The organism is Mycobacterium sp. HUMS_12744610 (genome assembly GCF_041206865.1).
Lineage (GTDB): Bacteria > Actinomycetota > Actinomycetes > Mycobacteriales > Mycobacteriaceae > Mycobacterium > Mycobacterium servetii.
In genome coordinates this window covers 1469181-1481610 of the sequence record NZ_JBGEDP010000001.1, presented here as the reverse complement: position 1 = coordinate 1481610, position 12430 = coordinate 1469181, and the positions used below count along the sequence as shown (strand labels likewise).

Sequence of the window (12430 nt, the reverse complement as noted above, 5' to 3'; positions counted from 1 at the left end):
GCTAGCAATGCAGCGCCTTCGAAAACCATTGGAATTATCGCCTCACGTGCCACGATAGCCGGCGATAAAGCGGGAAATGGCGAACGTTGCCGAGGTCGCTGAGCGAAATATGCGGCCGGCGCGAAAAACCGACGTCCACCACGACCGTCCGGCTACCCCTCGACGGCTTCGGCGACCGCCGAGACGGTCGACGGCCAGTGAGCGCGCCACTCCTCCTCGGTCACCGCGCCCAGCGGCGTCACGTCGAGCTCTTCCGGAACGGCGTCCCCGCGCCGGGTGGCGGCGATCGCCCGCTCGACGACGCGGACGGTGTCCACGAAACCCAGAACCGCTGTGCGCAGCGCGCTTTCCGCGTCGATGTCGGCCGACACGACGACCGAGGTGACCTCGACGGGAATTAGGTCGGCGGGCAGCCCCGCCTGCTGCGCGCGCTGCATCACTTTCTGCGCCAGCGCCAACGCCGGCTGACCGGTGTGGACGTCGTCCATGACCGAACTGCGGGGCTTCTCGGCGGCCTTGCGCTCCTCCCACTGGGCCAACTGGTCCTCGAGTGAGATCGCTTCGCCGGCTAGCACTCCCGGCACCCGGTTGCCGAGCTTTCGCGTCAGCGCCAGGGCGACGTCGTCGATGGTGAACGCGTGCTGCGGCGCCTCCTCGGCGATGCGGGCGTGGAAGAGGACCTGCAGCAACACATCGCCGAGCTCGTCGCGCAGTTGGTCGGCGTCACCGCTGCGGACCGCGTCCAACAGCTCGTAGGTCTCCTCCAGCAAGTAGCGGCGCAACGAGTCGTGGGTCTGCTCGCCCTCCCAGGGCCCGGCGGTGCGCAGCTTGTCCATCATCGCCACGGCATCGACGAGGCGTTCGCCGCGGGGGGTCTCCGGGGCCGAGATCAGCCGGGCCCCGGCGGCCAGCCGGGCGGTGACGGCCGGGTGGTCGGGGTCGGACGACAGCAACACCGGCGCGTCGTCTCCCATGCCGACCGGATGCGCCGAGGGCAGCGACCACGGGACCGCGACCGGCATCTCTTCGGTGTACTGCACCTCGCCGAGGAGGTACTCCACGGCTTCGACGGGCACCAGCGACGGGCGGCGCGGGTCGAACAACACGACGATCACGGACTCGTTATACCAATCTTCACCTGCGATTTCCCCTGCAGGGCGGTCACCAGGTCGGCGACCATCTGCAGCAGCTCGACGTCGCGGATGCGCGGCGCGCCGACCGAACTTCGAGAGCCGCCGGCCCGGGGGATCGGGACCTGCACGGTGGCAGTCGTGGCGCGGTAGCTCGCCGCCGGGTACATGCGCTTCAAACGCACCTGGGCGGAGTCTTGCAGCGTGACCGGCGACAACCGCACCACCGAAGCCGAAGGCGCCGACACCTCGGTGATCCCGGCGGCGCGGCACAGCAATCGGACCCGCGCCACCGCCACCAGCCGCAGGGCGGGTTCGGGCAGCGCCCCGTAGCGGTCGACGAGCTCGTCGACGACCGCGGCGATCACCGCGTCGTCCGTGGCCGCCGCCAGCCGCCGGTAGGCCTCCAGCCGGAGCCGGTCGCTGCCGATGTAGTCCGGCGGCAGGTGCGCATCCACCGGCAGGTCGATCCGCACGTCCTTGGGCTCCTCGGCGGTGGTGACCGTCTGGCCGTCCACCGCGGCGCGATAGGCCTCGACGGCCTCGCCGACCAGCCGCACGTAGAGGTCGAACCCGACCCCGGCGACGTGCCCGGACTGCTCGACGCCCAGCACGTTGCCGGCGCCGCGGATCTCGAGGTCTTTCATGGCGACCGCCATGCCCGCACCGAGCTCGTTGTTCTGCGCGATCGTCGCCAACCGGTCGTAGGCGGTCTCGGTCAGCGGCGTGTGCGGCGGATAGAGGAAGTAGGCGTAGCCCCGCTCCCGGCTGCGCCCCACCCGGCCACGCAGCTGGTGCAGCTGGGACAGGCCGAAGGTGTCGGCGCGCTCGACGATCAGCGTGTTCGCGTTGGAGATGTCCAGCCCGGTCTCCACGATCGTGGTGCACACCAGAATGTCGTATTCGCGGTTCCAGAAGCCCTGCACCGTGCGTTCCAGGCGCTCCTCGGGCATCTGCCCGTGCGCGACGACGATCCGCGCCTCGGGAACCTGCTCGCGCAGCCGGGCCGCGACCCGGTCGATCGAGCTGACCCGGTTGTGCACGTAGAACACCTGCCCGTCGCGCATCAGCTCGCGTCGCAACGCGGCGGCGACCTGCTTGTCGTCGTGCGGGCCGACGTAGGTCAGCACCGGATAGCGCTCCTCGGGCGGCGTCAGGATCGTCGACATCTCCCGGATCCCGGCCAGGCTCATCTCCAGGGTGCGCGGGATCGGGGTGGCGCTCATGGTCAGCACGTCGACGTGGGTGCGCAGAGACTTGATGTGTTCCTTGTGCTCGACGCCGAACCGCTGCTCCTCGTCGACGATCACCAGCCCGAGGTCCTTCCAGCGCACCCCGGTCTGCAGCAGCCGGTGGGTGCCGATCACGACGTCCACGGAACCGTCGGCCAGGCCCTCGATCACGGCCCGGGACTCGGCGGCGTCGGTGAACCGCGACAACCCCTTCACGGTCACCGGGAAGCCGGCCATCCGGTCGGTGAACGTCTGCAGGTGCTGGTCGGCCAGCAGCGTCGTGGGCACCAGCACGGCGACCTGCTTGCCGTCCTGCACCGCCTTGAACGCCGCGCGCACAGCGATCTCGGTCTTGCCGTAGCCGACATCACCGCAGATCACCCGGTCCATCGGGATCGGCTTCTCCATGTCGGCCTTGACCTCGGCGATGGCGGTGAGCTGGTCGACGGTCTCGGTGAAACCGAACGCGTCCTCCATCTCGGCCTGCCACGGGGTGTCCGGGGCGAACGCGTGGCCGGGGCTGGCCTGCCGCTTGGCGTACAGGGACACCAGCTCGCCGGCGATCTCGCGCACCGCGCGGCGCGCCTTGGTCTTGGTGTTGGCCCAGTCGCTGCCGCCGAGCTTGCTCAGCGCCGGCGCCTGCCCGCCGACGTAGCGCGACAGCTGGTCCAGCGAATCCATCGGGACATAGAGCTTGTCGGAGCCTCCCCCGCGCTTGCTCGAGGCGTACTCGAGCACCAGGTACTCCCGGCGGGCCCCGCCGACGGTGCGCTCGGTCATCTCCACGAACCGCCCGATGCCGTGCTGGTCGTGCACCACCAGGTCACCGGCCGTCAGCGCCAGCGGGTCGACGGTGTTGCGCCGCTTGGCCGCCAGCCGCCTGCCCTCGACGGCGGTGGCCCGGCTGCCGGTCAGATCCGTCTCGGTGATCACGACGAGGTTGGCGCCGTCGACGATGACGCCCTCGTGCAGCGGCCCCTTGAGCACCCCGACGACACCGGGTTTGGGGGCCTCGCCCGAGTCCAGCATCGCCGCGGGCGCTTCGTGCTCGGCCAGCCGCTCCACCACGCGGTGGGCCGTCCCGGTCCCGGGCGCGACCACCACCGCGTGGCCGCCGGCCGTGACGTGGGCACGCAGCATCCCGAAGATCTCGTCGACGTCGTGCTGATGCCCGCGGGCCGACGGCGAGGGCCGGATGTCCAGCTCGATCGCCGACTCGTCCGACAGCTGGCTCAGCGTCCACCAGGGATGACCGCGCCGCGCCGCCGCGTCGCGCACGTCGTCCAGTTCGGCGAAGCCGGATCCGCCGAACTGCTCGACGTCGACGGGCGCATCACTACCCAGCGCGGCCACCGACCACGACGCCTCGAGGAACTCCCGGCCGGTCTTGATCAGGTCGGCGGCCCGGCTGCGCACCTTCTCGGGGTCGCACAGCAGCACCGGCGTGCCCTGGGCCAGCTGGTCGGTCAGCAGCGCATGGGCGCCATCCTCGCCGGGCCGAAGCACCGACAGCAGCGCCTCCATGCCGTCGACCGGGATCCCCTCGGCCAGCTTGGCCAGCATGTCGCCGACGCCGCCGCCGGCGACGTCGGGCTCGGTGGCCGGGTGCCGCGCCGCCAGCGCGGCGGCGCGCTGCCGGACCTCCTCGGTCAGGAGCAGTTCGCGGCAGGGGACCGCGATGACGGTGTCGACCTCCAGCTCCGGGATCGACCGCTGGTCGGCGACCGAGAACATCCGCATCTCGCTGACCTCGTCGCCCCAGAACTCGACGCGCACCGGGTGCTCGGCCGTCGGGGGGAAGACGTCCAGAATCCCGCCGCGCACGGCGAATTCGCCCCGACGTCCCACCATGTCGACCCGGCTGTAGGCCAGCTCGACCAGCCGGGAGACGACGTCTTCGAACGCGATTTCCTGGCCGACGGCCATGGTGACGGGTTCGATCAGGCCGAGCCGCGGGGTCGTCGGCTGCAGCAGCGAGCGCACCGCGGTCACCACCACCTGCAGGGGCGGGCCCAACCGCGCGTCGTCGGAATGGGCCAGCCGCCGCAGCACGGTCAACCGCGCGCCGACGGTGTCGACGCCCGGCGAGAGCCGCTCGTGCGGCAGGGTCTCCCAGGACGGGAAGACCGCCACCGCGTCGCCCAGCACGCCGCGCAGTTCGGCCGCGAGGTCGTCGGCTTCCCGACCGGTCGCGGTGACCACCAGCAGCGGGCCGCGCCGCGCCAGCGCGGCGGCCACGAACACCCGTGCTCCGGCCGGGCCGGCCAGCCTCAGTTCGGCGGGGGCAGCGGCCGCGCTGTCGATCAACCGCTGGAAAGTCGGCGCGGTGAGCGCCAATTCGACAAGCCCGGCGATCGGGGTTTCTGGGCGAGCAGGCCCCGGTGCGGTCATGATGAATCCATTCTAAGGGCGGCGCGGGAAGCCGCCGGAGGCCGTCAAGATCGGGCCCCGCACCGTCAAAGGGTCGTAAGGAAAGCCGCGCGCACTGAATCAGCGCGCGCAGGCTGGAGCCATGACATTGCTGGACATCCTGCCCGCCATCGCTCACGTGGGGTCCCCGCTGTCGTCCGGTGCCAGACTCCACGTCCCGGCCCGCGTGACCGACGAGGCCGATTTCCGGGATCGCGCCCGCCGTTGCCGCAGAGCGTTCAAGGGTGCGCGCGTCGTCCACTGCGGCCGTTCGCCGCTGACGATCGGCGTCGCGCGCTGGGCGCGCGCAGCCGGCCTCGGCATCGGCGTCCGATCGAGCGGCGAACTGGCGGTTGCCCTCGCCGCGGGGACGGAACCGGCACGCATCGTCGTGCATGTGGGGTCGCCCGATGACCTGCGCGCCGCGGTGGGCGCCGGTGTCGGCCGCATCGTGCTGGACTCGCCCCACGAGATCCCCCACGTCGCCGGCCCGGCGCGGCGCGGGGCGGCGCGTCTCACCTTCGACCTGGTGGGCCTGCACTGCCGGCCGAATTCCGGGGGTTCTGGGGCCGGCGCCCCGGCCTGCTACGGCGAGGCGCTGCGCCGCACGGTCGCCGCCATGGCCGACGCCCGATCCCGGCACGGCGTCATGCTGACCGAAGTGCATGTGGGCGGTGACCAGGCCGGCCCGTACGTCGCGGGTGTTGCGGAACCCGGTGTGGACGAGTTGGCCGCCGTCATCGAGGACGCGCTCGACGAGGCCTGCGCCGCGGAGCGTTTTCCCCGGCCCGTCGTCGCGGTCGATGTGACACTGACCGGGTGACGGCCCGGCCGGCAATCCCTACTCGTCCTGCAGCCTGGGGTCGGCTTCCAGGTGGGTCAGGCCGTTCCACATCAGGTTCACCAGATGCGCGGCGACCACTTCCTTCTTGGGCTCGCGGGTGTCGAGCCACCACTGGGCCGTCATCGACACCGAGCCCACCAGCGCCTGGGCGTACAGCGGGGCCAGCCCGGGATCCAGGCCGCGGCGCGCGAAGTCGCCGGCCAAGATGGAGCTGACCTGGCTGACGGCGTCGTTGAGCAGGCTGGAGTAGGTGCCCGAACTGATCGATGCGGGTGAGTCGCGGATCATGATGCGGAAGCCATCGGTGCGTTCCTCGACGTAGGTGAGCAACGCCAGCGCCACCCGCTCCACGCGCACCCGGGACCGGTTGTTGGTCAGCGAGGAGGTGATGCCGTCCAGCAGCGCCGACATCTCGCGGTCGACCACGACGGCGTACAGGCCCTCCTTGCCGCCGAAATGCTCGTACACCACCGGCTTGGACACGTTGGCCCGCTGGGCGATCTCCTCGATCGAGGTGCCGTCGTAGCCGCGTTCGGCGAACAACGAGCGTGCGATCCCGATGAGCTGATGGCGGCGCTCGCTGCCGGTCATCCGCGCGCGCGGCGACCGCACCTCTTTGTCCGGTTTGTCCGGCTCGGTGCCCAGCACAGCCACGCCGATCAGCGTATCGGTTTGCCGGTCCCGTACGGCGGCGTTTGGCTCGGTTCCACAACCGGTGCCCGCATTGTCTAGAGTTTGGGGGGCGCGGTCTCGTGTGGTCGCCGCGGTGTGCGGTCCGTCGTGGTGTAATCGGCAGCACCTCTGATTTTGGTTCAGATAGTTCAGGTTCGAGTCCTGGCGACGGAGCCCCGAAAAGCCCCCGCCCTTTGCCGCGAGCGTGCACGAAATGCCACGCTTGACGGCGTGTCGCGGCACAGACACGCACGCTCGCGAGCGGGAGGCACCCGCGGCTCGCGCGCCGAGGGTTCTAGGAGAGTTCATGTCGTTTCGTGGTGACATCGCGGTCCTGGTTCTGGCGGCCGGAGCCGGCACCCGCATGCGGTCGGACACCCCCAAGGTGCTGCACACGATCGCCGGGCGCAGCATGCTGGCGCATTCGCTGCACGCGATCGCCAAGGTGGCGCCCCGGCACCTGGTCGTGGTGCTGGGCCACGACCACCAGCGCATCGAACCGCAGGTCGCCGAGCTGGCCGAGAGCTTCGGGCGCCCGATCGACGTGGCGCTGCAGGACCGGCCGCTGGGCACCGGGCATGCCACCCTGTGCGGGCTGGCCGCCCTGCCCGACGAGTACGCCGGCATCGTCGTGGTCACCTCCGGGGACACGCCGCTGCTGGACGCCGACACCCTGGCGGACCTGGTCGCCGCGCACGGCGCGGCCGGGCTCGAATACCAGCCCGCGGTCACGGTGCTGACCACCACGATCGGCGATCCCAGCGGCTACGGGCGGATCCTGCGCACCCAGGACGACGAGGTGACGGCGATCGTCGAGCACGCCGACGCGACACCGTCCCAACGGGAGATCCACGAGGTCAACGCGGGCGTCTACGCCTTCGACATCGGGGCGTTGCGCTGGGCTCTGAGCCGGCTGAGCTCCGACAACGCCCAGCAGGAGCTCTACCTCACCGACGTCGTCGCCATCCTGCGCCGCGACGGCCGGGCCGTGCACGCCCGGCACGTCGACGATGCCGCGCTGGTGGCCGGGGTGAACAACCGTGTCCAGCTCGCCGAACTGGGCGCCGAGTTCAACCGCCGCATCGTCGCCGCCCACCAGATGGCCGGTGTGACGGTCGTCGATCCCGCCAGCACCTGGATCGACGTGGACGTCACGATCGGCCGCGACACCGTCATCCAGCCCGGGACCCAGCTGCTGGGCCGCACCCGGGTCGGCGGGCGCTGCGTCCTCGGCCCGGACACCACGCTGACCGACGTGAGCGTCGGTGACGGCGCGTCGGTGGTGCGCACCCACGGCTCGGAGTCCTCGATCGGCGACGGCGCGATGGTGGGGCCCTACACGTATCTGCGGCCCGGCACCGTGCTGGGAGCCGACGGCAAGCTGGGCGCTTTCGTCGAAGTCAAGAACTCCACGATCGGCGCCGGCACCAAGGTTCCGCACCTGACCTACGTCGGCGACGCCGAGATCGGCGAGCACAGCAACATCGGCGCGTCCAGCGTGTTCGTCAATTACGACGGCGAATCCAAACGGCGCACCACCATCGGCTCGCACGTGCGCACCGGGTCGGACACCATGTTCGTGGCCCCGGTGACGGTCGGCGACGGCGCCTACACCGGCGCCGGCACCGTGGTGCGCGAAGACGTCCCGCCGGGGGCGCTGGCGGTCTCGGCGGGGCCGCAGCGCAACATCGAAGGCTGGGTGCGGCGCAAGCGGCCCGGCAGCGCGGCCGCGCGGGCCGCGGACGAGGCCGCCGCCCGCACCGGTCAGACATCCGAGCCCGAATAGACACGGTGAGTTCGTTTCCTGGCAACCCGTCCACATCTCGGTCCCCCTCGCTACGTACGATGGGGCTTCTTCCAATTCGATCCCGAACGGCGGGGGCAGCACCGTGAGCCACGACTGGACCGATAACCGCAAGAACCTGATGCTCTTCTCCGGCCGTGCGCATCCCGAGCTGGCCGAGCAGGTGGCCAAAGAGCTCGACGTCCACGTCACCGCGCAGGTCGCGCGGGAGTTCGCCAACGGCGAGATCTTCGTGCGGTTCAACGAGTCGGTGCGCGGCTGCGACGCGTTCGTCCTGCAGTCGTGCCCGATGCCGGTGAACACCTGGCTGATGGAACAGCTGATCATGATCGACGCGCTCAAGCGGGGCAGTGCCAAGCGGATCACCGCCGTCATGCCGTTCTACCCCTACGCCCGCCAGGACAAGAAGCACCGCGGCCGCGAGCCGATCTCGGCGCGGCTGGTGGCCGACCTGCTCAAGACCGCGGGCGCCGACCGGATCGTCTCCGTCGACCTGCACACCGACCAGATCCAGGGATTCTTCGACGGACCCGTCGACCACATGCGCGGCCAGCACCTGCTGACCGCCTACATCAAGGACAACTATCCCGGCGGCGACATGGTGGTGGTCTCCCCCGACTCGGGCCGGGTGCGCATCGCCGAGAAGTGGGCCGACGCGCTCGGCGGGGCTCCGCTCGCGTTCATCCACAAGACTCGCGACCCGCGGGTGCCCAACCAGGTCGTGTCCAACCGCGTGGTCGGCGAGGTGGCCGGCCGCACCTGCGTGCTGATCGACGACATGATCGACACCGGTGGCACCGTCGCCGGCGCGGTCAAACTGTTGCACGACGACGGCGCCACCGACGTGATCATCGCGGCGACCCACGGCGTGCTCTCGGACCCGGCCGCCGAACGGCTGGCCGGCTGCGGCGCCCGCGAGGTGATCGTGACCAACACGCTCCCGATCGACGAGAACAAGCGGTTCCCGCAGCTGACCGTGCTGTCCATCGCGCCGCTGCTGGCCAGCACCATCCGCGCCGTCTTCGAGAACGGCTCAGTCACAGGACTTTTCGACGGGGACGCCTAGATGGGTGCCGAGGCGAAAAAAGCCACCGTCTACCACAATCCCCGGTGCAGCACATCCCGCAAGACGCTGGAGCTGCTGGCGGACAACGGTTTCGAACCGACGATCGTCGAGTACCTGAAGAACCCGCCGTCGCGCGAGGAGCTGGCGGCGATGATCCGGGAGGCGGGCATCGACGTGCGCACCGCGGTGCGCAAGCGCGAAGCGCTGCACGCCGAACTGGGCCTCGCCGACGCGACCGACGACCGGTTGCTCGACGCCATGGCCCAATACCCCATCCTGATCGAGCGGCCGTTCGTCGTCACGGCGAAGGGCACGCGGCTCGCCCGGCCGATCGACGCGGTCCGCGAGATTCTGTGAGAGCACGGGCGATCCGGCTTCTCGCGGTGGTCGCCCTGGCGCCGGCCGCGGCGGCCTGCGCACCGAAGCCCACCGACTTCCGCTCGATCCTGTCGACCACCTCGACCACCAGCGCCACCACGACGGCCGCGAACGCCGTCCCCCTGTCGCAGTACTTGCAGAGCATCGGCGTCGCCGGCCAGCAGGTGGCACCCGACACCCTCACCGACCTGACGGTGTCCATTCCCACGCCGCCGGGTTGGGCGCCGTTCAACGATCCCAAGGCCACGCCGGGCACGGAGACGATCTCCAAGGGCGGTGAGTATCCGATGGCTATGCTGATGGTGTTCAAACTGCGCGGCGAGTTCAACCCCGCCGAAGCGGTCAAGCACAGCAACGCCGACGCCCAGATGGCCCGCGACTTCAAGCAACTGGACGCCTCGACGGCGGACTTCAACGGCTTTCCGTCGTCGATGATCCAGGGCAGCTACGTCGCCGGCGGCGTACGGCTGCACGGCTACAACCGGGTGGTGTTCCCCACCGGTCCGCCACCGGCGAATCAGCGCTACCTGGTCCAGCTCACCGTCACCAGCCTGGCCGACCGGGCGGTCGCGGAGTCGTCCGACATCGAGGCGATCATCCACGGCTTCGTCGTCGCGACGAAGTGATCCCGGCCGTAAGGTAGTTAGCCATGGCCGACTGGACCGCAGCAGACCTTCTCTCGTTCGCCGGACGCACCGTCGTCGTCACCGGCGCCAACAGCGGGCTGGGGGCGGTGACGGCCCGCGAGCTGGCCCGCAGGGGCGCCGAGATCGTCATGGCCGTCCGCAACACCGCCAAGGGCGAGGCCGCGGCGCAGGAGATTCCCGGCGCGGTCGAGGTGCGCCGGCTCGACCTGCAGGATCTGTCGTCGGTTCGCCGGTTCGCCGACGGAGTCGACAAAATCGACGTCCTGATCAACAACGCCGGCATCATGGCCGCGCCGTACGCGCTGACCGCCGACGGCTTCGAGAGCCAGATCGGCACCAACCACCTCGGCCACTTCGCGCTGACCAACCTGCTGCTGCCCAGGCTCACCGACCGCGTGGTCACCGTGTCCTCGATGGCGCATTGGCCCGGCCGCATCGACCTGGACGATCTGAACTGGAAGAACCGCCGGTACTCGGCGTGGCTGGCCTACAGCCAGTCGAAGCTGGCCAACCTGCTGTTCACCAGCGAGCTGCAGCGTCGCCTCGACTCGGCGGGGTCGCCGCTGCGTGCCCTGGCGGCGCACCCCGGCTACTCGCACACCAACCTGCAGGGGGCCACCGGGCGCAAGCTGGGCGACGCGGTGATGTCGGCCGCCACCCGGGTGGTCGCCACCGACGCCGACTTCGGTGCCCGGCAGACCCTGTACGCGGCGTCTCAAGACCTGCCGGGCGACACGTTCGTCGGCCCCCGGTTCGGCTACCTCGGCCGCACGCAGCCCGTGGGGCGCAGCCGCCGGGCGCGGGATGCAGCCACGGCCACCGCGCTGTGGGACCTCTCCGAGCAGCTCACCGGCGTCAAATTTCCGCTCTGAGGCGCAGATGCGCTAACCTGGCCGGGCGTCACGGCGAGGGTGGCTGGCGAACCGGCCCCGTTATCGACGGAGACCGACTCATCAAGTCGCGACCCTGGCCGTGCCCTGGAACTGGGTAACGAGCACACAGGAGCGACATCATGGCTAAGGCACCGGCCAATCAACTGGCGGTCACGAGGCGGACCGAGACCGGCAAGGGCGCGTCCCGGCGAGCCCGCCGCGAAGGCAGGATCCCGGCCGTTCTCTACGGTCACGGCACCGACCCGCAGCACCTGGAACTGCCCGGCCACGACTACGCGGCCGTGCTGCGCCACGCGGGCACCAACGCCGTCCTCACCCTCGACATCGAGGGCACCGAACAGCTGGCCCTGACCAAGGCGCTCGACGTGCACCCCATCCGCCGCACCATCCAGCACGCCGACCTGGTCGTCGTGCGTCGCGGCGAGAAGGTCGTCGTCGAGGTCAACGTCGAGGTGCAGGGCGATGCCGCGCCCGGCACCCTGGTGCGGCACGAAGTCAACAGCGTCGAAATCGAAGCCGACGTCTCCTCGATCCCCGAGCAGCTGACCGTGTCCGTCGAGGGCGCCGAACCCGGTACCCAGATCACCGCCGGGCAGATCCCGCTGCCGGCCGGCGTCAACCTGATCTCCGACCCCGAGTTGCTGGTGGCCCACGTGGTAAACGCGCCGACCGCCGAGGAGCTGGAGAGCGAGGGCGGCGGCGAAGTCGCCGAGCCCGAGGCGGCCGGGGCCGAGGTCGAAGAAGAAGCCGGCGAGTAGGCGGCCCCGGACGTGGCCGAACCGCTACTCGTGGTCGGCCTGGGTAACCCCGGGGACAACTACGCGCGCACCCGACACAACGTCGGGTTCATGGTTGTCGACCTGCTGGCCGCGCGACTGGGCTCGACGTTCAAGGCGCACAAGCGTTCCGGCGCGGAAGTGGTCAGCGGCCGGCTGGGCGGGCATTCGGTGTTGCTGGCCAAGCCGCGCTGTTACATGAACGAGTCCGGCCGCCAGGTCGGGCCATTGGCGAAGTTCTACTCGGTGGCCCCGGCCGACGTCGTCGTCATCCACGACGACCTCGACCTGGACTTCGGCCGCATCCGGCTCAAGGTCGGCGGCGGCGAGGGCGGCCACAACGGGCTGCGCTCGGTGGCCGCCGCGCTGGGGAGCAAGGAGTTCCAGCGCGTGCGCGTGGGGATCGGTCGCCCACCCGGGCGCAAGGACCCCGCCGCGTTCGTGCTGGAGAGTTTCACCAGCACCGAACGCGCCGAAGTCCCCACGATCTGCGAGCAGGCCGCCGACGCGACCGAACTGCTCGTCCAGATGGGTTTGGAGGCGGCGCAGAACCGGGTCCACGCCTGGTAGCTCGCTCGC

At 70.5% G+C, this 12430-nt stretch carries 10 protein-coding genes, 1 tRNA gene and 1 pseudogene; 9 read left to right on the top strand and 3 right to left on the bottom strand.

The window, feature by feature from the left end; genetic code table 11:
* Positions 1-152: 152 nt before the first annotated feature.
* Together AB8998_RS07410 and mfd are read right to left on the bottom strand one after the other, a co-directional pair.
* The gene (locus AB8998_RS07410; RefSeq protein WP_369737274.1) at positions 153-1115 is read right to left on the bottom strand and encodes a nucleoside triphosphate pyrophosphohydrolase; all 963 of its coding nucleotides are present in this window, start codon (positions 1113-1115) and stop codon (positions 153-155) included.
* A complete protein-coding gene (gene mfd, locus AB8998_RS07405) occupies positions 1112-4753 on the bottom strand; it encodes a transcription-repair coupling factor (protein ID WP_369737273.1) in 3642 nt (1213 codons plus the stop codon). Before mfd ends, AB8998_RS07410 begins: the two co-directional genes overlap by 4 nt.
* A 121-nt stretch (positions 4754-4874) precedes the next feature.
* Between mfd and AB8998_RS07400 the strand changes: the two are divergent.
* Positions 4875-5576: pseudogene (locus AB8998_RS07400) on the top strand (diaminopimelate decarboxylase); the annotation flags it as partial.
* Between the two features lie 36 nt (positions 5577-5612).
* Here the strand turns inward: AB8998_RS07400 and AB8998_RS07395 are convergent.
* A complete protein-coding gene (locus AB8998_RS07395; RefSeq protein ID WP_369741464.1) occupies positions 5613-6206 on the bottom strand; it encodes a TetR/AcrR family transcriptional regulator in 594 nt (197 codons plus the stop codon).
* Positions 6207-6389: 183 nt separating this feature from the next.
* Here AB8998_RS07395 and AB8998_RS07390 point away from each other — a divergent pair.
* From AB8998_RS07390 to pth, 8 genes are all read left to right on the top strand, one after another.
* Positions 6390-6461: transfer RNA gene (locus tag AB8998_RS07390), tRNA-Gln, on the top strand.
* Positions 6462-6594: 133 nt separating this feature from the next.
* A complete protein-coding gene (gene glmU / locus AB8998_RS07385) occupies positions 6595-8073 on the top strand; it encodes a bifunctional UDP-N-acetylglucosamine diphosphorylase/glucosamine-1-phosphate N-acetyltransferase GlmU (RefSeq protein WP_369737272.1) in 1479 nt (492 codons plus the stop codon).
* 103 nt (positions 8074-8176) lie between these two features.
* Positions 8177-9157 (top strand): ribose-phosphate diphosphokinase, encoded by a 981-nt coding sequence (locus tag AB8998_RS07380; protein WP_369737271.1) that lies wholly within the window; start codon positions 8177-8179, stop codon positions 9155-9157.
* A complete protein-coding gene (gene arsC, locus AB8998_RS07375; protein ID WP_369737270.1) occupies positions 9158-9514 on the top strand; it encodes an arsenate reductase (glutaredoxin) in 357 nt (118 codons plus the stop codon).
* Complete coding sequence (locus AB8998_RS07370) at positions 9511-10161, top strand: LpqN/LpqT family lipoprotein (protein WP_369737269.1); 651 nt, start codon at positions 9511-9513, stop codon at positions 10159-10161. The genes arsC and AB8998_RS07370 overlap by 4 nt, the downstream gene beginning before the upstream one ends.
* A 23-nt stretch (positions 10162-10184) precedes the next feature.
* Positions 10185-11054, top strand: coding sequence for an oxidoreductase (locus AB8998_RS07365; protein ID WP_369737268.1), 870 nt, complete (start codon positions 10185-10187; stop codon positions 11052-11054).
* A gap of 140 nt (positions 11055-11194) precedes the next feature.
* Positions 11195-11833: a 50S ribosomal protein L25/general stress protein Ctc gene (locus AB8998_RS07360; RefSeq protein WP_369737267.1), complete on the top strand. Its 639-nt coding sequence runs from the start codon at positions 11195-11197 to the stop codon at positions 11831-11833.
* A gap of 12 nt (positions 11834-11845) precedes the next feature.
* The gene (pth, locus tag AB8998_RS07355; protein ID WP_369737266.1) at positions 11846-12421 is read left to right on the top strand and encodes an aminoacyl-tRNA hydrolase; all 576 of its coding nucleotides are present in this window, start codon (positions 11846-11848) and stop codon (positions 12419-12421) included.
* Positions 12422-12430 lie beyond the last annotated feature (9 nt).